Origin of the sequence: Actinacidiphila yanglinensis (assembly GCF_900107965.1) — a bacterium.
GTDB lineage: Bacteria > Actinomycetota > Actinomycetes > Streptomycetales > Streptomycetaceae > Actinacidiphila > Actinacidiphila yanglinensis.
The window spans coordinates 179326-201793 of the sequence record NZ_FNVU01000013.1 but is presented as its reverse complement, the minus strand read 5'-3'; the positions used below and the strand labels follow the sequence as shown (position 1 = coordinate 201793).

The following is a 22468-nucleotide window of genomic DNA, read 5'->3' as shown; positions in this document are numbered from 1 at the left end:
TTCCTTACATCGCTGCCGCGTAGGGGTGGTCGAACCCGCGCTCTGAGACGTGCTGGGCGGCCCGGGTGAGTTCGCCGGCGAAGCGCGTCACCGCTTCGTCGGTGAACCTCACCGACGGGCCGCTCAGCGACAGAGCGGCGACCACCGAACCCGACCTGCCGCGGATGGGAACCGCCACCGCGGACAGTCCCTGGTCACGCTCGCCGTGGCTGACGGCCCACCCGTTGTGCGAGGCCTCGTCGATCCACTCCTGCAGCCGCCGGACATGGCTGGGCCCGTAGGGAGACGTGGCGGCGACCCGGGCCAACTGATCCTCGGAGGCGCTTTGCAGCAAGATCTTCGACGCCGCGCCCATCCACAACGGCAACTCGTCGCCGACGTGCACGACGTGCCGCAACGGCTGAGGGCTCTCCTGCTGGGCGACCACCACGCGGTGGACGCCGCGAACCATGTACAGGTTCACGGTCTCGCGCAGCTCGGCCGCCAGGTCCCTGATGACCTTGCGTGTCTCCGGGGGCAACTCCCAGCTGAAGCGGGCCAGATGCGCCCACCGCCAGAGTCCCGGGCCCGCCATGTACCCGCCGTCGGTCGCCCAGAGCATGCCGTTCTGCTCCAGGGTCTGCACGATCCGCAGCACGGTGGTTTTGGCCAGCCCCGTCGCCTCGGTGATCTCTCGCAGAGTGACCGATGGTCGTTCCTCCGTCAAGAGTCCCATGATGTCGAGCGCTCTCTGGACACTCCGAACGCCCTGTGCCTCATCCGTACTCAAACTTCCGTCACCGCCCTCAACTTCTTACCTCTGCTGGCTTGTCGGCCGTCTTGTCGATCAGTACCGTACTCGGAGTCTGCACAGCGGTCCACTTGTTCCGTCTAGCGGTTCCAACGGAGGACGCATGATTCATCCGAACGACAGCGAAGTTCCCCCTCCCATCGATGCACCGGCGCTGATAGCTGGCGAGTGGAGGGAGAAGGGCGACTGGTTCGAGCGAACCGGCCCCTACGTCCGATGGACCGTCAGCCGGGCTCGTTCGACCACTTTGGAAGAGGTTGACGAGGCCCTTGAGTACGCCCGCGCGGCGCGCGTCAGGATTGCCTCCCTCGCACCCGCCACCCGGGCCGCCGTTCTGGAGCGCGCCGCGGCCCTCGCCCTCGAGCGCCGCCCGGAACTGGCACGGCTGCTCGCCCTGGAACTCGGCAAGCCCGTCAAGGACGGTTCCGGCGAGATCCTCCGCGTCGCCGACACCTTCAGCGTCTGCGCGGCCGAGGCCCGCCGACTGTCCGGTGAGGTCCTGCCGGTGGCCGGTTGGGAGCGGGGCATCGGCAACACATCCCTGACGTACCGGGCCCCCGTAGGCGTGGTGCTGGCCATCACCCCCTTCAACGCCCCCGCCAACCTACTCGCCCACAAGCTCGGTGCGGCCTTCGCCGCGGGGAACACCACCGTGGTCAAGCCGCCGCCCCAGGCCCCGGCCGCGTCCGCGGCGGTGGTCCGCCTCCTGCTGGACGCCGGGATGCCCCTGGAAGCCGTGCAACTCCTGCACGGGGGAGCGGACATCGGGGCCGCGCTCGCCTCGGACCCGCGGATCGACGCCATCAGTTTCACCGGATCCTCCGCCGCCGGAGCTGCGGTCGCCCGAGCCGCAGGACCACGCCGCACCGTCCTGGAACTGGGTGGCAACGCCGCCACCATCGTCTGCGACGACGCCGACATCCCGTCCGCCGCAGCCGTGTGCGCTCGCACCGGGTACAGCAACTCCGGACAGAGCTGCATATCCGTGCAGCGCGTCTACGTGCACTCCTCTCGCTACGACGAGTTCCTCGACGCTTTCACCGCCCAGGTCAGCGCGCTCAAGGTCGGTGACCCCCTCGACGAGACCACCGATGTCGGCGCCATGGTGGCCGATGCCGCCGCCGAACGCGTGGTCACCTGGGCCGAAGAGGCACGCGCCGCCGGCGCACGGATCCTCCTCGGCGGTACCCGCGACGGCGCCACGGCCGCGCCCACCATCGTCGCCGCACCGCCCGCGGACGCCCGCGTGATCACGGAGGAAGTCTTCGGAGCGCTGGTCGCCGTCACGTCCTACGAGGACTTCTCGGACGTGCTGGCCCAGTGCAACACCAGCCGCTTCGGACTGCAGGCCGGCCTGTTCACGCACGACCTGACCAAGGTCTTCACCGCGTGGCGGGAACTGGAGGTCGGCGGCCTCATCGTCAACGGATCCTCCAACTTCCGCCTCGATCACATCCCCTTCGGCGGCGTGAAGGACTCCGGGATCGGCCGCGAGTCCCCGCGATGGATGCTCGACGACTTCACCGTGACCAAGACTCTGACGCTTCGCCAGCTCTCCATCTGGGGTGAGGACTAGCCCATGACCGACACCAACGCCCCGGCCCTGATCAGCGCCGCCGACGCCCTGACCCGCCAACTGGAGTCCTTCGGCGTCGACACCGTCTTCGGCACATGCGGGCACACCAACATCGCCCTGCTGGATGCCTTGTCCCGCTCGACCATCAAGTTCGTCATCGCGCGACACGAGCAGGCCGCCGCCCACGCGGCCGACGGATACGCGCGTGCGTCCGGCAAGCCCGGTGTCGTCCTGGTCCACGTCGGCCCCGGCATGATGAACGCGGTCACCGGCGTCGCCTCCGCGGGCTTCGACTCCGTCCCGCTCATCGCCATCAGCGGAGACATCCCTACCTACTACCACGGCCGCCACCCGCACCAGGAGGTCAACCTCCACCAGGACGCCGACCAGGGCTCCATCTACCGGCCCTTCGTCAAGCGCGTCTGGAACGCCTACCGGGCCGAGGACCTGCCGCGGTTCCTCGAGCGCGCCTTCTGGACCGCCACCAGCGGTCGCCCCGGCGCGGTGCTGCTGAACATCCCCATGGACCTGTTCAACCGCGACATCCCGGCGCGACTCGCGGACGCCCACCCCCAGGTGGGCGAGAGCGCCATCCCCGACCTGCCGACCGGTACGGCGCACCGCATCGCCCAGTTGATGGTCGAGGCCCGGCATCCACTGGTGTATGTGGGCGGCGGCCTGCGCGGCGCGGCCGGCCGCGCCGCGATGATCTCGTTGGCCGAGCATCTGGACCTGCCGATCGCCCACTCGCTGATGGGGAAGGGCACGCTGCCCGACCAGCACCCCCTGCTGATGGGCATCACCGGCTTCTGGGGAAGCGAGCTGGCCAATCGCAGCACCCGCGAGGCCGACGTGGTCCTCGCGCTGGGCACCCGCTTCGCCGAGACGGACTCCAGCTCCTGGGAACCCGAGTACACCTGGGCCTTCCCCCCGGCCAAGCTCATCCAGATCGACATCGACACCGACGAGATCGGCCGCAACTACCCCGTCGAGATCGGAGCCGTTGCCGACGCCGCCTCCGCGGTCGCCGCCATCGACCGGGCCGTGCGCGAGATCCAGCCCGATCCCGTACGCCGCGAAGGGCTGCGCGAGCAGATCGCGGTCTCCCGGCGCGAGGTGTTCGACGGCGCCCGGGAACGCGGCCGCAGCGATGCCTACCCCCTCGCCCCCGAGCGGATCCTGGCCGACCTGCGCGCCACACTGCCCGCCGACGCGATCCTCGTGACCGACGTCGGCTGGAACAAGAACGGCGTCGCGCAGTGCTACGACCTCCCCGAGGAAGGCCGCTTCATCACTCCCGGCGGCTCCTCCACCATGGGATTCGGCCCGGCCGCCGCAGTCGGCGTCCAACTCGCCCAGCCTGACCGGGTGGTGGTGGCGCTCATCGGGGACGGCGGCATGAGCGCCCAGTTGCCGGCCCTTCCCATGGCCGTCGAGCAGGGTGCGCCCGTGCTGTTCGTGGTCATGAACAACAGCGCGCACGGCACCATCGCCGACCTGCAGGCGGCCAATTTCTCCACCGGCTTCGGGTGCGAGTTCCTCGACGCCGACGGCAACCCGTACAGCCCCGACTTCGCCGGCCTCGGTGAGGCCTGCGGCATGGACGGCTACCGCATCGCCTCGGCCGACGACCTCGCCAAGGCGCTCAACACCGCGATCGAGCGCCGTCGCCCCGCGGTCCTGGACGTGCCCATGGTCAACACCCCGGTCCCCACCCCGGGTCACTGGAACATCAAGGACATCTACCACGGCAGATTCGCGTGACCCCGCTTCCCGTCTCACAACGAGGTGAACCGATGCACACCACCCGCAGCAGCCGCACCACCCTCGCCGTCAGTTCGGTCGTGCTGTGCCTGGCAGCCGCCGCAGCCTGCTCGGCCCCGTCCGACAAGAGCAACTCGTCCTCCGGCGGCGACTCCTCCGCGCCCATCAAGATCGCGGTCGTGGACGCGCAGAGCGGCGAGAACAGCGCGCTGGGCGCCTGGGAGTACAAGGGCGCCAAGCTCGCCGTGGACCAGTGGAACGCCAAGGGCGGCATCGACGGCCGCAAGATCCAGCTGCACCTGTTCGACGACAAGGGCGACCCGACCACCGGCACCAACATCGCCAGCAAGCTCGCCAGCCAGGGGTACGCAGCCATGATCGGCACCGCCGAGAGCGGTGTGACGGTGGCGATGGAGCCAACCCTGCAGTCGGCGCAGATACCCAACATCACCTCCGGTCAGTCGCCGCAGATCATCGCCTCCAAAGACCCCTTCGTGTTCCTCAACGGGCCGACCAGTACCACCTACGACGCCACGCTGGCCAAGTACGTGATCGACACCAAGGGCCTGAAGAAGGTCGCGATGATCACCAACAACGGCTCCTACGGCAAGGGGGAACACGACGCCTTCCTCGCCGAGCTGAAGAAGCGCGGCCTGTCCCCGACCACCGACCAGGTCGTCACCACCAACCAGATCGACTTCTCCGCCGCCCTGACCACCATCAAGAAGACCAACCCCCAGGTCGTCTTCATCGGATCCGAGGAAGTCGAGGCCGGGCTGATCGTCAAGCAGGCGCGCTCCCTGGGGATCACCGCCCCCTTCGCCGGCGCTGCCCCCCAGGGCACCCCGGTCTACATCAGCACCGCGGGCGCCGCCCACGCCGAAGGCACCATCGTCTCCTCGCCGTACCTCAACAACGAGGCCACCGCGCAGAGCAAGTCCTTCGCCGCCGCCTATCAGGCCGCCTACAAGCAGACGGCCGAGCTGCACGGCGCGAAGGCCTACGACGGCACCTCGATCGTGCTGACCGCACTGAAGAACAGCCACGTCGCCACCGGCAAGAAGCTCGCCGACGCCATCCGGGCCACCAACTACCAGGGACTGCTGGGGAACTTCTCCTTCGACGCCACCGGCGTCGGAATCTTCGCCACCAAGATCGGCATCGTCAAGAGCGGCCAGCTCGCCGCCGCCAGCTGACCTCCGCCACCGCCCCGCGCCGACCTGGCCCGCAAGGGCCGGGCGGTCCACCGAAAGGGAAGTCATGCAAGTCTTCCTGCAGACGCTGGTGGGCGGCCTGAGCCTGGGAGCCGTCTACGCGCTCGTCGCACTCGGCTTCGCGCTCGTCTACCGCACCATGGGCCTGGTCAACTTCGCCCACGCCGACGTCCTGATGATCGGCGCATACGTCGCGTCCACCTTCACCATGTCCGAGCACCTGCCCTTTGCCGTCGCCGTCGTCGCCGCCATGGTGATCACCGGGCTGATCGGCCTGGTGATCGAGCGCATGCTCCGCCCCCTGGAGGGCAAGGACTTCGACCTGATGCTCATCGGGACCATCGGCTTCGGCATCGTCCTCGAAGCCCTGGCCACCCTCATCTGGGGAGCCACCGGGCGGGCCGTCCCCTCGCCGGTCGACACCCCACCGCTCCACCTGCTCGGCGCGTCCATCCCCACCTACGACCTCGTCGTCGTGGGCGTCGCCATCGTCGCCATGATCGCGCTTACCCTGTTCCTCGAACGCACCCGCCGCGGCATCGCCATGCAGGCCGTCGCCATGGACTACGACGCCGCCTCGGCAGCCGGCATCAACGTCGGCCGGAGCAACGCCATCGCCTTCTCGATCGGCGCCGGCCTCGCCGCCCTCGCCGGCGCGCTGGTCGGCCCCCTGCTCTACGTGAGCCCCTCCATGGGCGGGTCGATCGGCATCGACGGTTTCGCCGCCGCGATCCTCGGAGGCTTCGGCTCCATTCCCGGTGCCGTGATCGGCGGAGTCGTCATCGGTCTGCTCAGCTCCTTCTCCGCGGGCCACTTCCACGGCTACTCCGATCTGGTCACCTTCCTCGTCTTCGCCGTCCTGGTCATGATCCGGCCCACCGGCCTGTTCGGAGAAAGGACGGTCAGCCGCGCATGAGCCTCCTCAATCACCGCCTCGCCCGTCCCGGTGCCTACACCGTCCTGCTGGTGATCGCCTGGTTCGTCCCGTACAGCGTCGGCAGCTACGAGATGCACATCCTGGACACCGCGCTCGTCTACGCCGTCCTCGCCGTGGGCCAGGGACTGGTCATGGGCATCGCGGGTCAGATCAATCTCGCCCAGGTCGCCTTCCTCGGCGTCGGCGCCTACACCACGGCGATCCTCACCACCCACAACCACCTGGGCTTCTGGGCGGCTGCCGTTCTTGCCGTCCTCGCCTCCGCCCTGATCGGGCTGATCGTCGGGCTGCCGGCCCTGCGGGTCCAGTCCCACTACCTCGGCATCGTCACCCTGGGCCTGTCCCTGGCCTTCCTGAACTGGGTCACCAACGCCTCCATCGCCGGCAGCGGCTCCGGCATCCCCGGCATCCCGGTCCCCCCGCTCGGTAGCGTCGACCTGTCCAGCGACTACCTCTACTACTACCTGGAACTGGTCGTCTTCACCCTGGGCCTGGCCTTCGGACTGTTCGTCGTCCGCACCCGACTCGGCCGACGCCTGCGTGCCATGCGTGACGACTCCCTCGCAGCAGGCTCGCTGGGCGCCTCCATTCCCGTCCTGCGTATGACCTCCTTCCTCCTGGCGGGCGTCTACGGAGGTGTCGCCGGCGTCCTCTACGCGGGACTCATCCGCTTCGTCGCTCCGGAGACGTTCAGCACGAGCAACATGTTCCTGTTGCTGGCGATGGTCGTCATCGGCGGCCGCCAGAGCCTGTGGGGATGCGTCGTCGGCGCTCTGGTGCTGTCCATCGTCCAGAACGAGCTCACCGACCTGTCCACGTACTCCCAGCTCGGCTACGGAAGCGTCGTCGTCCTCATGGTCGTCTTCCTCCCCACCGGACTGGCCGGCGTTCCCTCCCAACTGCTCCGCCTGCGCCGCCACAGCACCGGGGGAACCTCCCTGACGCTAGGTCAGTTCCAGCCGTACGATGCGGCCGCCACCACCTCGGCGGGAGAAGGCGTACTGCTGGACCTGGACGGGGTCACCATGCGTTTCAAGGGCCTGACCGCGTTGGACCAGGTCTCGCTGACCGTCCACGAAGGCGAGATCCGAGGCATCGTCGGGCCCAACGGATCGGGCAAGACCACCCTGTTCAACGTCATCAGCGGTCTGTACCACGCCTCCGGGGGGACCGTGCGGTTCGGCGGCACCCGGATCGTGGGCATGAGGCCCAACCGGCTCGCCCACCTCGGCATGGCGCGGACCTTCCAGAACCTGCGCCTCTTCCGTAACCTCACGGTCCGCGAACACCTCCTGACCGCCCTCGACCGCACACCCACGCGCTGGGCCTGGCGCTACGTGCTGTGGCCTTTCGGAGTCCAGCACGGCGAGAAATTCCTGCGCGCGGAGGCCGAACAACTCCTCGACCGGTTCGGCCTGGCGCCCTTCGCCGATGCCATCCCCTACTCCCTGCCCTACGGCATCCAGCGCAGGGTCGAACTCGCCCGGGCCATGTCGGCCCACCCCCGACTGCTCCTCCTGGACGAGCCCGCGGCCGGCCTCAACGGCGCCGAGAAGGCCCAGCTCGCCGAGATTGTCGGCTCCATCCGGGACAGCGGAACCACCGTCGTGATCATCGAACACGACATGAGCCTGGTCATGTCCCTGTGCGGACGGGTCACCGTGCTGGCAGCGGGGCAGGTCATCGCCGACGGCCTGCCCACCGAGGTGGCCGCCAACCCCCAGGTCATCGAGGCCTATCTCGGGCGGGCAGCCCAAAACACCCCCACCGTCGAAGACGAGCCCGCCGCGCTCGGATCGGAGGAACACGCGTGAGCACCACCCTTTCGCAGCCCTCCTCCAGGGTCTCTGCCGCCCTCCAGGTGGAGGACCTGTGCGTCCGCTACGGCGGTGTCCAAGCCGTCCGCTCGGTCAGTTTCACCGTCGAACCCGGCGAAGCCGTCGGCATCATCGGGGCCAACGGAGCCGGCAAGACCTCCACGCTGCGGGCCCTCATGGGACTTGTCCCGCGAACCGCCTCCACTCTGAGCTTCGGCGAATCCGACCTGCGACGCACCCCTGCCCGCAACATGGTCCGCCACGGCATCGGCTACGTTCCCGAAGGACGCCACGTCTTCTCGGGTCTGTCGGTGGAGAAGAACCTCATGCTCGGCGCCTACAGCAAAGGATGGGGCCGCAGCCAGAAACTCGAACTGGACGGCATTTACGAGCAGTTCCCCGTCCTCGGCGAGATGCGCCAGCGACCCGCCGGCGCACTCTCCGGAGGCCAGCAGCAGATGCTCGCCATCGGCAGGGCCCTGATGTCCAAGCCCGACCTCATTCTCCTCGACGAACCTTCCATGGGACTGTCGCCCAAGCTCGTCGACGACACCCTCGCCATCCTGCTGAACCTGTGCGGGGCCGGTCTGAGCCTGCTCCTCGTCGAGCAGAACGCCGAACTCGCCTTCGGAGCGACCAGCCGCTGCCTGGTCGTCGAGAGCGGGGAGGTCGTCACCGAGGGGAGCACGAAGGAGTTGCGAGCCGACCCCCAGGTGCGACGCAGCTACCTCGGTATCTGACCTCCCGCTGCCGCGCCGCGCCATGCCTCCCGGTTACCGGAGATCGGGTGGGGCCTGCTCAGCGTCAGGGGCGCAGTGGTGCCGCCGTGGAAGGAGCGGAGCGACGACGGGAGCGTCCACGAGATCCGTTCACTGAAGCGCCAAGCAGCCGACCTGGCGTCGGGCCAGGTCGGGCGCGACGGGAGCTTTGGAAGAAGCTGAGCTTCTTCGGGGAGGACGAGGCGAGGAGTTCTTCTTCTGCTGGTGGCGCGGCGCGTGTTCCCGGCTTGACCAGCAGAGACAATGGTTCGGAGGCGTGCGGAGAGCCGCCGGTCCGTGGGCGGCCCGGATCTTGGGTCGGTGCCTGGTGCATGCCAGGGCGGGTTGCTCCTCGGCGAGTTGATCATGTGACGGCTGGATCTGGTACGACGGTGCCGGCTATGAAGCTACTGCTGGCGCTGATCAAGACCCGCGCGGACACCGATCCGCTGCCCTGCCGGTTCAACGGACCTTGGGCCTGCCGCCGGTGTAGCCCAGCAGCGGGTCGTACAGGTCGACGCGGCGGTCGCGGGGCAGGTCGTTGAGCTCGCTCCAGACGACCGCTGAGCGGGAGGCGACGACGTCCACGTCGGCGTAGAGGATCTCCTCCTTCTCCGCGTCGGCGACGCCGGCGCTCGGCCAGCCGTTCACGCCGGTGATCACCGAGCAGCCGAGGAACGTGCCGCCTCGTTCCTCACCGACGCGGTTCGCGGCGATGATCGGGACGCTGTTGACGTGAGAGGCCCCCATCGTGAGGTAGCCGGCCATGCAGTTGCCGGCGTGGTCGAACAGCGGAGGAGGCGTCCACACCCAGTTGTTCACCGAGCAGATGAGGTCGGCGCCCTGGGCGGTGAGGATGCGGGGCACCTCCGGGAACCAGATGTCCCAGCAGATGAGGAGGCCGATCCGGCCGATCCTGGTCTCGAAGACGGGGTAGGCCGATCCGGGGGTGAAGAGGAGCTTCTCCCGGTTCCACAGATGAGTCTTGCGGTAGGCGCCTATGAAGCCGTCGGGTCCGATCAGGACGGCCGAGTCGTACAGGTGGACGCCGTCGATCTCCGCGATGCCGGCCACGATGTAGACGTCGAGGCGACCGGCGAGCTCGATCCACTGCGTGCAGGTGGGACCGGCCGGGACGGGTTCGGCATGCGCGTAGGCCTCTTCCCTGGTGTCGAAGGAGTAGCCGGTGCCGGCCAGTTCGGGCAGCACGATCAGCCGTGCACCCTCGCTCGCGCACTTGTTGATCTGATCGAGGGTCGCCGCGACATTGGCCTCCTTGTTCACCAGCCCTACCTGCGGGTTGGACTGCACGGCGGCGACGCGGAGCGGGCTCGCGGCCGGGTGGGTGGCCGAGCGGGCGGTTTCGGTCATGGCGGGGCTCCTTGCGGTTCGGGCAGTGCTTCTGCTCGCATCTGCCCAATCGTTTGCGCCAATCGATTGTGCTAATGTAATCGGGGTCACGTCAGGTGACAAGGGGTCACTTGCGGGGCGCGCCAACGGAGTTGGTCGGGAGAGCGCGAGGGGAGCGGGGCGTGTCCGGAGCGGTCAGGGACGATCTTCCTCATCTGGACAAGGCCGGTCGGCCGACACTGGCGACCGTCGCCACCCTTGCGGGTGTGCACCCCTCGACGGCCTCTCGGGCGCTGTCGAGTTCCCTGAAGGGCGGCGTGCGCGTCGGATCAGCAGACACGGTCGGACGGATCCGCAGGATTGCCGAGGAGGTCGGGTTCTCCCGCAACCTCCATGCGGCCGGGCTGCGGACGCAGCGCACCTCACTTGCCGGTGTCCTCGTCCCGCGCCTCACCGATCTCGTGCTGGCGACGATCTACGAAGGCATCGACGAAGAGGCGCGCCACCGCGGCTACCAGACGTTCGTCGCCAACACCAACGACGACGAGGCCGAGCGCGCCTCCAAGCTCGCCATGCTGCTGGCCCGCCAGGTCGACGGGATCGTGCTCGGCGACGCGCGCATCGACGACGACGAGATCATCGAACAACTCCAGGCGCGCCACGTGCCGTTCGTCCTGGTCAGCAGGCGGTCCCAGCGCCATCCGAGCGTGACCTGCGACGACTACGCGGGGGGCCGACTCGCTGCCCAGCACCTCCTCGAACTGGGACACCGCAGGGTCGCGGTCATCGCCGGTGAGGAGTACGCCAGTACCGGCCTCGACCGCACGCGGGGGTTCGCCGATGCCTGTCGCGAAGCCGGTCATCCCCTGGCTCCCGAACTCGTCGTCCCGTCCCCGTTCGACGTCGCCGGCGGACGCCACGCGTGTCAGCAGATCCTGAACACGCCCGGCCCTCCGCCGACAGGCATCTTTGCCGTCAACGACTTCGCTGCCATCGGCGCGCTGGGGACGCTCCGGTCGACGGGCGCGACGGCGGGGAGGGACATCGCCGTGATCGGGTACAACGACATCTCGCTGGCCAGTGAACTGCCCCTGCCGCTGAGTTCGGTCAGATCGCCGCTCCACGAAATGGGAGCCGAAGCCATGAGGCTCCTGCTCGCCGGAATGGACGGGGAGGAGATGACTTCCAGGACGCTCCGACCCAGCCTGGCAGCCCGTGAGAGCACCTTGGGAGTGAGTACTCCGGTCTAGTGCCGTGGCCGGGCGCCGCGAAACGGTGAACCCTTCCGGCCACGGCACTGGCCGTGCGGTGGGAGTCCGTCCACGTCGGTGCGGGCGGACGTGCTCCACGTGCTTCAGAGCTGAGTGACGCCACCGTCGACGAGCAGTTCCGCGCCGGTGGTGAAGGAAGCCTGGTCTCCGGCCAGATAGAGGGCGGTGGCGGCGACCTCGTCAGGACGGCCGGCGCGGCCGAGGGGTGTCGGCGCGTCGGCCTCGGCGGCCGCGGGCCGGTCGCCCCGCGGGAACGCAGCGCGCAGCTCGTCACCGCCGGGGGTCTCGACCGGTCCGGGAGTGAGGGTGTTGACCCGGATCCCGCGGCCCGCCAGTTCGGCGGCCCACGTACGGGCGAGGCTGCGGATCGCGGCCTTGGTGGCGGCGTAGACACCAAGGCCCGGGGCGCCGCGCAGGGCCGCGCTGGAGGAGAGCAGGGTCACCGAGGCGCCGGCCGACAGCAGGGGCAGCGCTTTCTGGACGGTAAAGATCGTGCCCTTGAGATTGATGGAAGTGGTGCGTTCGTATTCCTCCTCGGTGATCTCGCCGAGCGGGCCGTAGTCTCCGACGCCGGCGTTGGCGACGACGATGTCAAGGCGGCCGCTGCGGTCGGTGATCTCGGTGAAGAGCCGGTCGAGGTCGTCGAGTTGCGACACGTCGCTCCGGACGCCGATCGCGCGGCCGCCGACGTGCGCGACGGCAGCGTCGAGTTCGGCCTTGCGGCGGCCGGTCAGGTAGACCGTCGCTCCCTCTTCGGCGAACCGGCGTGCGATGGCCAGGCCGATACCGGTAGAGGCACCGGTCACCAGGGCGGTCTTGTTGTCGAGCTGTCCCATGGGGCTCTCCGAATCCTTGAGGTAACAAGTTTGGTTACATTGGGGAGCGAAAAAAGCGCGTTCCGACCGGAAGCGTGCTCAGGTCGCCTTCAGCACGTCCCGCAGGATGTCTTCCAGCGTGGTCCTCGCCAGTTCCCCGCGCAGAGTGCTCTCGATCTGGTCGTAGACGGCCGCCATGGCCGGCCCTATGCCGTGCCCCACGACGCACTCGGGGTCGGGTGTCGAGCGGTGCAGGGCGAAGATCGGCCCCGCGGCGATCGCGTCATGGACGTCGAGCAGGGTGATCGCCGCGAGGTCCCGGGAGAGCATCCAGCCCGCTCCCGCACCTCGCCGCGAATCGGCGAGGCCGGCCTTGCGCAGGTCGGCCAGCAGGCGGCGGATGACCACAGGGTTGGTGTTGACGCTCGTCGCGATCTGCTCGGAGGTGGCGACCTCGTGACCGCGGCGCTGATACAGCCCTATCCACGTCAGAGCATGTGCGGCGACGGTCAGCCTGCTGTTGGCGCTCACCTCGGGCCTCGCTTCCATGGCTCCCCGGCTCCCGGGCTTGTCGTAACCGTAAACGTTACGACACCGTCCTGCAAGTCCCGCCGGGGCGACGGGGACGGGAAAGCGTGCCTGGGATGCGGGTGCGCCGGGGGCGCGCGAGTCGGTTCACAGGTCGGAGTCGAGCACGGGTGGCCCGGCGTACGGCGAGCCGGCCGGGAACAGGTCGCGCAGCTGGGGGCGGTCGCTGTGCAGGTCGCAGAGTTCCACGACCGTTCCTGACGGCCCGGTGTTGAGCAGCGGTCGCGGGCCGACGGTCGCATGAGGGCCGAATCCCAATGCCGACAGTCGCTCGTTCTCCTGGGCGATGTCGTCGACCCAGTAGCCGATGTGGTGCACGCCTCCGCCCGGTGCGGCCGCCAGCGGCGTGCCGGGGATCGACTCCCACAACTCGACGGCGAACGGGCCGCCCTCGGAGAAGGTGACGTGGCATTCGACCTCGTGGTCGGCGCCCTGTGCGTCGGTCAGCGTCAGGGCGCGGACCCGGGTGGGGCGCCAGGACACCCCGAACACCTCGGCGAACTCCTTCTTCCCCTTCTCCAGGTCGTCGACGGCCACCCCGATGTGCCAGATCCTCTGGTCCATTTCCTGCTCCCGTTCCTCGGTGGACAGTGCCCCTCAACGCTACGTCATAAGTGGGCACTGTGTCCGCTTAGCTGTTACGGTCGCATCATGACAGCTTCCAGCCGGGCGATCCGCGCCGACGCGGCGCGCAATCTCAGCGCCCTCCTTGCCGCCGCGACCGAGGTCTTCGAGGAACTGGGAGCAGACGCCCCCCTTGACGAGATTCCCCGGCGCGCGGGGGTGGGCCGGGCGACGATGTACCGCCGCTTCCCCACGCGTGAGCACCTGTTCGTGGCCGTCCTCCGCTCGCAGGTGGACACCCTGGTCGAGGCCGCCGGCACCCGGATGACCGCCCCGGATCCTTGGCAGGCGCTGCTGGAGTGGCTCCGCGCGTACGAGGAGATCGGCGCCGAGTACCGCGGGATGAACGCCCGCATCAGTACGGCGGTACTGGAGGACGGTTCGCCCATCGGAGAGCTCTGCACGCCGATGAAGGCCGCGTTCGACGTGCTGTTCCGGCGAGCCCAGGGGCTCGCGGGAGTGCGCTGCGACATCTCCTCCGCCGACGTGCTCGCGATCGTCTCCGCGTTGCCGCGCGACCCGGCCACAGGCCGGGCGAGGACCGCCCATCTCACCGTGGTGCTGGACGGCCTCCGGGCAAACGCGAAGACGGCCGCATCGACCGTATGACAGGACCGCACCCGCCTCCGGGGCGATCCACGGACCCCGGAGCGACCAGGAAGGCGCTGGAAAGAGAGCCATGGACATCTCCATCATCGGAAGTGGCAGCATCGGTGGCACGCTGGCGGAGCAACTGGCCAGACGCGGCCACACGGTGACCCTCGCCAACTCCCGGGGACCCGCGTCCCTCGCGCAGCTCGCGGACCGCACCGGCGCAACCGCGGCCGAGACGGCCGAGGCCGTCAGCCGCGCCCAGATACTGATCGTCAGCGTGCCGGCGGGCGCGCTGCCGGGACTCGCCCGCACCATCGAGAAGCACCTGCCGGCCGGCGCGGTCGTCATCGACACCAGCAACTACGTGCCCGAACTCCGGGACCGGCCCATCGCCGCGATCGACGACGGGCTCCCGGAGGGACGGTGGGTCGCGCAGCAGCTCAACCGGCCGATCATCAAGGCCCTGAACACCGTAGGCGCCGCCAGCCTCGCCTCCGGGGGCCGACCGCACGGGGATTCCCAGCGGATCGCCGCTCCGGTGTCCGGCGCGGACGCGGCCGCCAAGCGGACCGTCATCGCGCTGCTCGACGAGATCGGTTTCGACGGTTTCGACGCGGGCGATCTCGACGGCTCCTGGCGACAGGAGCCCGGAACCCCGGTCTACACGACGGATCTCCCGCTGGATCAGGCGCGCAAGGCGATCGACGAGGCCGCCCGCGCCGACACGGCAGCCTGGCGGGAGCAGATGCGCCGCACCGCAGAGCGGCGGTAGCAGTCACGCCCCGAGCCGATGCCTCCGAACTGCCACGCCGGATGAGGCGGAGCGGCCGACGTCGGCCCGAGCCGATGGTCAATGGTCGGCTTCAGCGCCTGGCTGCAACAGGGCATCCGGGTGCCCTTCGCTGATTCCACCCACTTCCTTTTCCTTCGACCCCAAGGGCGCCCGACCGGCAACATGCCCGTTCAGGCGCCCTGTTCGGGTGTCGGGAAGAAGCCGGGCTTCTTGGGGGAGCACGAGACGAGGAGGTTCTTCGTCCGCTGGTGGTACAGCGTCAGCAACCTGCTGACCTGCGCATATGGAAGATCCGGAGATGCTTGCCGAGCCGCCGGCCCGGGCATGGCCCGGATCTTGACTGATGCAGAGCGTGGAGGGGCGACTCCGTTCGACCGGTCAGCCACGCGCCCCGGCCTGACGCTCCACCTGGCGCGGGGAAGCCCGGGCCCTTCCCAGCTCGGCGAAGGCCGGCGGTGGCGGGACGCCATCCTGGCTGGAGCGCGGGGGAGGTACGGGCTGTACCGGTGCGCGCTTCACCAGTTCTCCGGCGAGCCCGCCGGCAATATTTTGACCGCTCGTTCCACATAGGTTACGGTGGAGGGCATGGCACGGACCAGGGAATTCGACACGGACGCCGCGGTGGAGGCTGCGATGGCCGTGTTCCGGCTGAAGGGCTTCGAGGGAGCCTCGATCCAGGACCTCGTCGATGCGACGGAGGTCGGGCGCGGTTCCCTGTACGGGGCTTTCGGGAGCAAGGAGGGGCTCTACCTCGCGGCGCTGGACCGGTACCGCGAGCGGTACGCCACCCCCTTGTCCGAGATGCTCACCGCGGACATGCCCGCCCGCCGGCTGGTCCGAGAGGTCCTCACCGGCGTGGTCGACGAGATCGTGCGGGACGGAAGCCGGCAGGCCTGCCTGATCGTGGCCGGTTCCATGGAACGGGCCCACCGCGAGGACGAGGTCAGGGACCGGCTCCGAGGGACGATCGAGTCGCTGGAGGAGTCGTTCACGCAGCTCGTGGCGCGCGCCCAGGCCGCCGGTGAGCTGGCCGACGACCGGAGCGCCGTCGACACCGCGCGATTCCTGGTGATGTGCCTGCAGGGGCTGCGGGTGATCGGCGCGGTCCGTCCCGACCGGGCCTTGTTGATGGCGACAGTGGATACCGCTCTGCGCTGCCTGAACTGAGGCGGCACTTCGCGGCATGCCTTGCCTTCTTCGCCGGTTTCACCTGGGCCGTTTCTTTAATGATCGTTCAGTATTTAAATTGGAGGTTCTCATGAGCACACATCTCCCCACCGCGATCGGCGTGGGCATCGTCGGAGGAAGCATCGGCGGATGGGCCGCGCTCGGCCACGCTCCCGCGTTGCGTGCGCTCCCCGGCTACGAACTGCGAGCGGTCAGCACCTCGCGCAAGGAATCCGCCGAGGCCGCAGCCAAGAAGTTCGGCGCTGCCGCCGCGTACGGCAACCACATGGATCTGATCGCCGACCCCGGCGTCGACCTGGTCGTCGTCGCGGTGCGGCTGGCGCACCACAAGGAGATCATCTCCGCGGCGCTGGCGGCCGGAAAGATGGTCTTCAGCGAGTGGCCTCTGGGCGTGGGGCTGGCGGAGGCGGAGGATCTGGTCGCGCAGGCGGAGCGGGCCGGAGTGCGCACGGTGGTGGGACTGCAGGCGCCCTTCGCGCCGCAGGTGCGTTACGCCCGCGACCTGGTGGCGCAGGGGTACGTGGGCAGGGTGCTCGGCACCACGCTGGTCGGCTCGGGCATCGCCTGGGGTCCGACGACGGACCGCGGCCACGCGTACTGGTACGACGCCGCCAACGGCGCCACCACTTTGACCGTGCCCACCCTGCACGCCCTGGAGGCCGTGCACCATGTGCTGGGAGAGTTCGCCGACCTGCAGGCGAACCTGGTCCGCGGACGTACCGAGGTCACCTTGGCCGAGGACGGCAGCACCCTCCCGGTCACTGCCGCGGACCAGGTGCTGATCGCGGGCACGCTGGACTCCGGTGCCGCGGCCTCGGTTCTCTACCGCGGCGGGGTGTCCCGCGGGGACAACCTGCGCTGGGAGATCAACGGGACGGAAGGCGACCTCGTCCTCACGTCGGACGTCGGCAACCTGCAGGTCGCACCCCTCACGCTGGAGGGCGGCCGAGGGGACGACGCGAAGGTGACCGAACTGGCCGTGCCCGGGGGATACCTCGACGGTGAGGCGGCAGCCGTGACCGGTCCGGCACGCAACGTCGCCGAGCTCTACCTGCAGTTCGCACGCGACCTGGCCGAGGGCACGCACGAGGCGCCCGACTTCGCGCATGCGCTCACCCGCCACCGCATCATCGCCGCCGTCGAGAGCGCATCCGCGACGGGCGTGCGCCAGTACCTTCCCAGCACCACGACCAACGAGGAGAACTGACGTGAAGGCCGTGGCGTTCCAGCGCTACGGGGGGCCTGACGTATTGCGGGTGCACGAACTGCCCGACCGCCACGCCGACCCGGGAGAGGTCCGCATCAGGGTGCGCGCCGCGGCGGTCTCACCCGCCGACAGCCTGATCCGGACCGGCGCCGCGGTCGCACTACTGCAGGGCCCGCCGCCCCACATTCCCGGGCTGGACGCGGCCGGCGTCGTCGACGAGATGGGTCCGGGGACCCGTACCCGTCTCGCTGTCGGCGATCACGTGATCGCGCTGGTCAACCCGACCCGGCCGGCGGGCGGCGCGTACGCGGAGCACGTGGTCCTCCCCGCCGCGTTCGTGGTGAAGGCGCCGCGCGGCACCGACCACGCCCATGCCTCGACACTGCCCCTGAACGGGCTCACCGCCCGCAGGGCGCTGGACCTCCTGGACCTCGCCCCTGGCCAGGTCCTGGCCGTCACCGGGGCGGCCGGCGGCGTAGGCGGATTCGCGGTCCAGCTGGCCAAGGCGCAGGGGCTGACGGTCGTGGCCGACGCGTCCGCCGCCGACGAACCGCTGGTGTCCGCGCTGGGCGCGGACGCCGTGGTCCGGCGGGGCCGGGAAGTGGCGGAGCGCATCCGTGAGGTGGTCCCCGGCGGGGCCGACGGCCTCCTGGACGCCGCCGCCATCGGTGGCGCACTGCCGGGCGCGCTGCGCGACGGCGGCGCCATGGCTGTCGTACGCGGGCCGGCCGAGCCCGAGGCGGGTGCTGCCCGTGACGGACGCGGCATCACCTTTCACTCGGTGTACGTCCACACCTACGACGGACGCCACGACATCCTGGACCGGCTGGCACGCCAGGCCGAAGAAGGCACCCTTACCTTGAGGGTGGCCCGCACCTACCCCATGGAACAGGCCGATCAGGCCCACCGCGCCCTCGAGGGAGGCGGGATCAGGGGCCGCCTCGTCCTGGACTTCTGACAAGGCCGTCGAGAAGGGCCTTCCATTCCGGGATCGGTGATCGAATGCGGCCCTTGCCGTTATCGGGCTGACCGGACTCATCGACGCCCCGCTGTGGCGTGCCGCCGTGTCGGCCTATCCGGAGATCGAGAGGCGCTTCCTGGGCCAGGTGCCGACCGGACGAGTGGGTTCCGAGGAGGACGTCGCACCATTCACCGTTTTTCTCCTCAGCGACGAAGGCACCTTCATCAACGGCGCGGCCATCGCTGATCATCGGTGTGTGAAGACAAACGATCACGCGGTGGCCGCAGGTCACACAGACGGAACGCCCCATACTGCCCGAGCCATCCTGACCGAAGACGCGGCAGCTGGCGCCGTCCAGTTCGCTGTTTCCCGTCCATGCCCGGAACCAGTCGGTGGTCTCCTCGGCGAGCGGGAACGCCCCAAAAGGCTCGAAGAGGGCGGGCAAGCGCAATACGTGCAGCGACCGATGCCGGACCCGAGAATCTCCTCAACCGGCAAGGCACGCCGATGGGCACCGGAGAATCGCTTGGCTGTGCGGCCCAAACATGCAGGGACGGGTGGCCCCTCTGGTCGGATGAAGCAGACACGGAGCCGGAGACGTGAACGTTCGGTGATGCGAACAGCCGTGGCAGCAGCGGTCATGGTGATGAGCCTGGTCACCGCCTGCACCGGACATAGGGATGACCCGGACGCCCCGGGGCGCGTGGGAAACCACTACACCGTACTGCAGCGGTCCGTCGCCAATGGTGTCCACTGGCAATTGGACGCCTACGTCGATGTCGACGGTGATGGCAGCTTCTGCATGGGGCTCGACGGTCCCAAGGGGCCGGATCACTCGGCGACGCTGCCGTGGGCGAACGCCGCGTGCGGCTTCGACAATTCGGACTCCGGCGGGTACTACGGGGGTGGTATGGCGCCGGGACGCAACGCATCCATTTCCTACGGACCCGTTCCCGACGCTGCCGCGGCGGTGCGGGTATCCACCAAGGAAGTAGTTCCCACCCACCCGTTCCCGAAGGGACACGGCCTGCCCGACGGCCGGTACTGGGTCATCTACGAGCCGGCATCGTGGCCCGGAAAGGGCGACAAATCCGTGGATCCCCAGCCTCTGGACGCCTCGGGCAACAAGGTTGCGTTCAAGAATTTCTGACCAGCGCTGAGTTTCCTGTCCAGGTCGGCACGTTTCGAGGCCGTGGCGTGGTGACGGGAACCTGACGGCACGGCGCCCGGCGAAAGTTGCTGGCCGTGGGGCGGTAGACCGGCACCGTTGGTCATGGTGCCGGTCTCCGCACGCGCGGACTGCCGCTCGGTAGCCGTACCCGCCCCGCAGCCGGGAGCACCCGCCGCCCGGTGCGACGAGGGGCGAGCTGATCCTGAACGCGATCGAGTAGCCCGAGACAACCTGGGCACGAGAGCGCTCCGTCCCAGCGTTCGAGCGGCCGGGAAGGAGCGCGTGGCGACTGCCAAGCCGCGCCGGAGGAACTGGTCGCCAGGGCGAAAGGCCGCGGGTTCGAGGTTTGGGCAGGGGCCCGTAGCCGATCGCTCGGGTGTCCGGTCCGCAACGGCGCCGGGACGGGCTCGGGTTCGTCCGGGTCGGTCGAGCCGGGGGGTTGCCCCGCCCCGCCACCAAGTTTTTCGGCATGACCGGGTCAGGGGCGGGAAAGCGGCGGATTGGAGGTTGATAATCATGGGACCGTTGCTTCTTGTTCTTCTCCTGGCGCTGATTCTGTTCGGTGCGGGTTTCGCGGTGCAGATTCTGTGGTGGGTCGCCGTGGTGGTATTGGTGGTGTGGTTGCTGGGCTTTGTCGTCCGGTCCACCAACTCCGGCGGCGGGCGGGGCCGCTGGTATCGCTGGTAACGCCGTCGATTTCTCCTGTGGTCGGTTGCCCCTGGGGGCAACCGACCACAGGCAGGTCAGGGTGCTGTCGTGCGGTCGTTCGATGGCGGCGTCCATCTCTTGTGACGGGTCGTTTCATTTTGAGGAGAGGCGGCCATAGGGGCGGAGCGGTAAGTGATTTCGGGGTGGGAGGGATAGTCCCCGCTCTTTGGGACAGGCGCCGTGGTGCCGGGGTGTTCTCCGCGTTTGAGGGTCAGCCTCCTGCGGAGGGTGTGCCCCGGTGCCCCACGGGCCGCTGCGGTGCCTGCGGGCAGCTACATCCGCTACCGGAGATCAGGAGTCGATGATGAGTGCGGACGACAAGACTCAGGCCAAGGTCGAGCAGGTCAAGGGCAAGGTCAAGGAGACCGCCGGCCACGCGGTCGGCAACGAGCGTCTGGAGACCGAGGGGCGCGCGGAGCAGGCCAAGGGCGATGCCAGGGAGGCGGGCGAGAAGGTCAAGGACGCGGCCAAGGATGTCCTGGGGGACTGACCGGGCGTCAGCCCCGCGGGGGCATGCCGCGGCCCGCCACGCTGAGCGTGGCGGGCCGCTCGGGTGCGACGCCCTCACGGCACGGTGTCGGTCCGGAGACGAGGCCCTCACGCCGGAATCTCCTTCTGGCCGGCCTCCGACGACCGCTCCCACGCGATCCGGCCCGGAATACCCCGGAACGGCTGGTCAGAGGTGAGATGCCAGTGGGTTTTCGGGCGGCGCGCCTCGTCGGCGGTGAGCAGCCCGAGTGGCGCCCGACTTGGCGAACTACCAGGCCAGGCGCCACTTTCCGTGGTTCTAGAAGAAGCCGAGCTTCTTGGGGGAGTACGAGACGAGGAGGTTCTTCGTCTGCTGGTAGTGGTCCAGCATCATCTTGTGGTTCTCGCGGCCGATGCCGGAGTTCTTGTAGCCGCCGAACGCCGCGTGCGCGGGGTAGGCGTGGTAGCAGTTGGTCCATACCCGGCCGGCCTTGATCTCCCGGCCCATCCGGTACGCGGTGTTGCCGTCGCGGGTCCACACTCCGGCGCCGAGGCCGTAGAGGGTGTCGTTGGCGAGTTTCAGCGCCTCGTCGACGGAGTCGAAGGTCGTCACCGACACCACCGGGCCGAAGATCTCCTCCTGGAAGATCCGCATGTCGTTGGTGCCGCGGAAGATGGTCGGCTCGATGTAGTAGCCGTCCTCCAGGCCCTGGACCGTGCGCTTGACTCCGCCGGTGAGGACCTCCGCGCCCTCCTGCCGGCCGATGTCGATGTACGAAAGGATCTTCTCGTACTGGTCGTTGCTCGCCTGCGCGCCGAGCATCGTGGCCGGGTCGAGCGGATCGCCGCCCTTGATCGCCCGGGTGCGCTCCAGGCAGCGGGCCATGAACTCGTCGTAGATGCCGGAGTGGATCAGCGCGCGCGACGGGCAGGTGCACACCTCGCCCTGGTTCAGCGCGAACATCACGAAGCCTTCGACCGCCTTGTCCAGGAAGTCGTCGTCGGCCGCCGTCACGTCCGGCAGGAAGATGTTGGGGCTCTTGCCGCCGAGTTCGAGCGTCACCGGGATGATGTTCTCGCTGGCGTACTGCATGATCAGGCGCCCCGTGGTGGTCTCGCCGGTGAACGCCACCTTCGCCACCCGCGGGCTGGACGCCAGCGGCTTGCCCGCCTCCACGCCGAAGCCGTTCACCACGTTGACCACGCCGGGCGGCAGCAGGTCCGCGATCAGCTCCATCACCAGCAGCAGGCTCGCCGGGGTCTGCTCGGCCGGCTTGATCACCACGCAGTTGCCCGCGGCCAGCGCGGGTGCCAGCTTCCATGTCGCCATCAGGATCGGGAAGTTCCACGGGATGATCTGCCCGACCACGCCCAACGGCTCGTGGTAGTGGTACGCCACCGTGTCCGCGTCGATCTCCGCGATCGATCCCTCCTGCGCCCGGATCGCCCCGGCGAAGTAGCGGAAGTGGTCCACCACCAGCGGAAGGTCGGCTGCCAGCGTCTCCCGGACCGGCTTGCCGTTCTCCCACGTCTCGGCGACCGCCAGCTTCTCCAGGTTCTCCTCGATCCGGTCGGCGATCCTGTTGAGGATCACCGCGCGCTCGGTCGTGGACGTACGGCCCCACGCGCCCGCCGCGGCGTGCGCGGCGTCCAGCGCGGCCTCGATGTCCGGGGCGGTCGAACGGGCTACCTGGCAGAAGGTCTTGCCCGTCACCGGGGACGGGTTGTCGAAGTACTGGCCCTCCGCGGGCGCGACCCACTCGCCCCCGATGAAGTTGTCGTAGCGAGCGGCGTAGTTGACGATGCTGCCTTCGGTGCCGGGTTGCGCGTAGACCATGGTCCGCTCCTGAGAGTACGCGGGGGTGCGACAACAC

Annotated in this window: 22 protein-coding genes; 15 read left to right on the top strand and 7 right to left on the bottom strand. The window is 69.1% G+C overall.

The window, feature by feature from the left end:
- Positions 1–4 precede the first annotated feature (4 nt).
- A complete protein-coding gene (locus C4U44_RS27230) occupies positions 5–769 on the bottom strand; it encodes an IclR family transcriptional regulator (RefSeq protein ID WP_265737343.1) in 765 nt (254 codons plus the stop codon).
- On the opposite strand from C4U44_RS27230, the gene C4U44_RS27225 reads away from it, so the two are divergent.
- From C4U44_RS27225 to C4U44_RS27200, 6 genes are all read left to right on the top strand, one after another.
- On the top strand, positions 714–2366 hold the full coding sequence (locus tag C4U44_RS27225) for an aldehyde dehydrogenase family protein (protein ID WP_103888668.1): 1653 nt from the start codon (positions 714–716) through the stop codon (positions 2364–2366). The two genes, C4U44_RS27230 and C4U44_RS27225, sit on opposite strands and share 56 nt — an antisense overlap.
- 3 nt (positions 2367–2369) lie before the next feature.
- Positions 2370–4130, top strand: a complete 1761-nt coding sequence (locus C4U44_RS27220; protein WP_103888667.1) for a thiamine pyrophosphate-binding protein — start codon at positions 2370–2372, stop codon at positions 4128–4130.
- A gap of 32 nt (positions 4131–4162) precedes the next feature.
- Entirely contained in the window at positions 4163–5326 is a 1164-nt protein-coding gene (locus tag C4U44_RS27215; protein WP_103888666.1) for an ABC transporter substrate-binding protein, read from the top strand.
- A 64-nt stretch (positions 5327–5390) separates the two neighbouring features.
- Positions 5391–6260 carry a branched-chain amino acid ABC transporter permease gene (locus C4U44_RS27210; protein WP_103888665.1) on the top strand — a complete coding sequence of 290 codons (870 nt, stop codon included), beginning with the start codon at positions 5391–5393 and terminating at the stop codon, positions 6258–6260.
- A complete protein-coding gene (locus tag C4U44_RS27205) occupies positions 6257–8095 on the top strand; it encodes a branched-chain amino acid ABC transporter ATP-binding protein/permease (RefSeq protein WP_103888664.1) in 1839 nt (612 codons plus the stop codon). Before C4U44_RS27210 ends, C4U44_RS27205 begins: the two co-directional genes overlap by 4 nt.
- On the top strand, positions 8092–8838 hold the full coding sequence (locus tag C4U44_RS27200) for an ABC transporter ATP-binding protein (RefSeq protein WP_103888663.1): 747 nt from the start codon (positions 8092–8094) through the stop codon (positions 8836–8838). Before C4U44_RS27205 ends, C4U44_RS27200 begins: the two co-directional genes overlap by 4 nt.
- Before the next feature lie 480 nt (positions 8839–9318).
- Here C4U44_RS27200 and C4U44_RS27195 read toward each other — a convergent pair whose 3' ends face one another.
- Positions 9319–10227, bottom strand: coding sequence for a nitrilase family protein (locus C4U44_RS27195; protein ID WP_103888662.1), 909 nt, complete (start codon positions 10225–10227; stop codon positions 9319–9321).
- 161 nt (positions 10228–10388) lie between these two features.
- Here C4U44_RS27195 and C4U44_RS27190 point away from each other — a divergent pair, with 161 nt between their 5' ends.
- A complete protein-coding gene (locus C4U44_RS27190; protein ID WP_235032375.1) occupies positions 10389–11456 on the top strand; it encodes a LacI family DNA-binding transcriptional regulator in 1068 nt (355 codons plus the stop codon).
- Between the two features lie 104 nt (positions 11457–11560).
- Here C4U44_RS27190 and C4U44_RS27185 read toward each other — a convergent pair whose 3' ends face one another.
- From C4U44_RS27185 to C4U44_RS27175, 3 genes are all read right to left on the bottom strand, one after another.
- Positions 11561–12313 carry an SDR family NAD(P)-dependent oxidoreductase gene (locus tag C4U44_RS27185; RefSeq protein WP_103888661.1) on the bottom strand — a complete coding sequence of 251 codons (753 nt, stop codon included), beginning with the start codon at positions 12311–12313 and terminating at the stop codon, positions 11561–11563.
- Between the two features lie 78 nt (positions 12314–12391).
- On the bottom strand, positions 12392–12823 hold the full coding sequence (locus tag C4U44_RS27180) for an Rrf2 family transcriptional regulator (protein WP_103888660.1): 432 nt from the start codon (positions 12821–12823) through the stop codon (positions 12392–12394).
- A gap of 144 nt (positions 12824–12967) precedes the next feature.
- Positions 12968–13444 (bottom strand): VOC family protein, encoded by a 477-nt coding sequence (locus tag C4U44_RS27175; protein WP_103888659.1) that lies wholly within the window; start codon positions 13442–13444, stop codon positions 12968–12970.
- Positions 13445–13531: 87 nt separating this feature from the next.
- On the opposite strand from C4U44_RS27175, the gene C4U44_RS27170 reads away from it, so the two are divergent.
- The 5 genes from C4U44_RS27170 to C4U44_RS27150 all read left to right on the top strand — a co-directional run bounded on the left by C4U44_RS27170 (position 13532) and on the right by C4U44_RS27150 (position 18244).
- The gene (locus tag C4U44_RS27170; protein WP_103888658.1) at positions 13532–14113 is read left to right on the top strand and encodes a TetR/AcrR family transcriptional regulator; all 582 of its coding nucleotides are present in this window, start codon (positions 13532–13534) and stop codon (positions 14111–14113) included.
- Positions 14114–14183: 70 nt separating this feature from the next.
- Positions 14184–14870, top strand: a complete 687-nt coding sequence (locus tag C4U44_RS27165) for an NADPH-dependent F420 reductase (RefSeq protein WP_103888657.1) — start codon at positions 14184–14186, stop codon at positions 14868–14870.
- 606 nt (positions 14871–15476) lie between these two features.
- Positions 15477–16058: a TetR/AcrR family transcriptional regulator gene (locus tag C4U44_RS27160; protein ID WP_103888656.1), complete on the top strand. Its 582-nt coding sequence runs from the start codon at positions 15477–15479 to the stop codon at positions 16056–16058.
- A gap of 91 nt (positions 16059–16149) precedes the next feature.
- On the top strand, positions 16150–17286 hold the full coding sequence (locus C4U44_RS27155) for a Gfo/Idh/MocA family protein (RefSeq protein WP_103888655.1): 1137 nt from the start codon (positions 16150–16152) through the stop codon (positions 17284–17286).
- Between the two features lies 1 nt (position 17287).
- The gene (locus C4U44_RS27150; protein WP_103888654.1) at positions 17288–18244 is read left to right on the top strand and encodes an NADP-dependent oxidoreductase; all 957 of its coding nucleotides are present in this window, start codon (positions 17288–17290) and stop codon (positions 18242–18244) included.
- Here C4U44_RS27150 and C4U44_RS42710 read toward each other — a convergent pair.
- Complete coding sequence (locus C4U44_RS42710; protein WP_235032374.1) at positions 18216–18692, bottom strand: hypothetical protein; 477 nt, start codon at positions 18690–18692, stop codon at positions 18216–18218. The two genes, C4U44_RS27150 and C4U44_RS42710, sit on opposite strands and share 29 nt — an antisense overlap.
- A gap of 195 nt (positions 18693–18887) precedes the next feature.
- On the opposite strand from C4U44_RS42710, the gene C4U44_RS41645 reads away from it, so the two are divergent.
- The 3 genes from C4U44_RS41645 to C4U44_RS27135 all read left to right on the top strand — a co-directional run bounded on the left by C4U44_RS41645 (position 18888) and on the right by C4U44_RS27135 (position 20616).
- Positions 18888–19397, top strand: coding sequence for a hypothetical protein (locus C4U44_RS41645; protein WP_160145109.1), 510 nt, complete (start codon positions 18888–18890; stop codon positions 19395–19397).
- A 537-nt stretch (positions 19398–19934) separates the two neighbouring features.
- A complete protein-coding gene (locus tag C4U44_RS27140) occupies positions 19935–20105 on the top strand; it encodes a hydrophobic protein (RefSeq protein WP_103888712.1) in 171 nt (56 codons plus the stop codon).
- A 325-nt stretch (positions 20106–20430) separates the two neighbouring features.
- The gene (locus C4U44_RS27135; protein WP_103888653.1) at positions 20431–20616 is read left to right on the top strand and encodes a CsbD family protein; all 186 of its coding nucleotides are present in this window, start codon (positions 20431–20433) and stop codon (positions 20614–20616) included.
- 297 nt (positions 20617–20913) lie between these two features.
- On the opposite strand, the gene adh is transcribed toward C4U44_RS27135, so the two are convergent.
- A complete protein-coding gene (adh, locus tag C4U44_RS27130; protein ID WP_103888652.1) occupies positions 20914–22431 on the bottom strand; it encodes an aldehyde dehydrogenase in 1518 nt (505 codons plus the stop codon).
- Positions 22432–22468 lie beyond the last annotated feature (37 nt).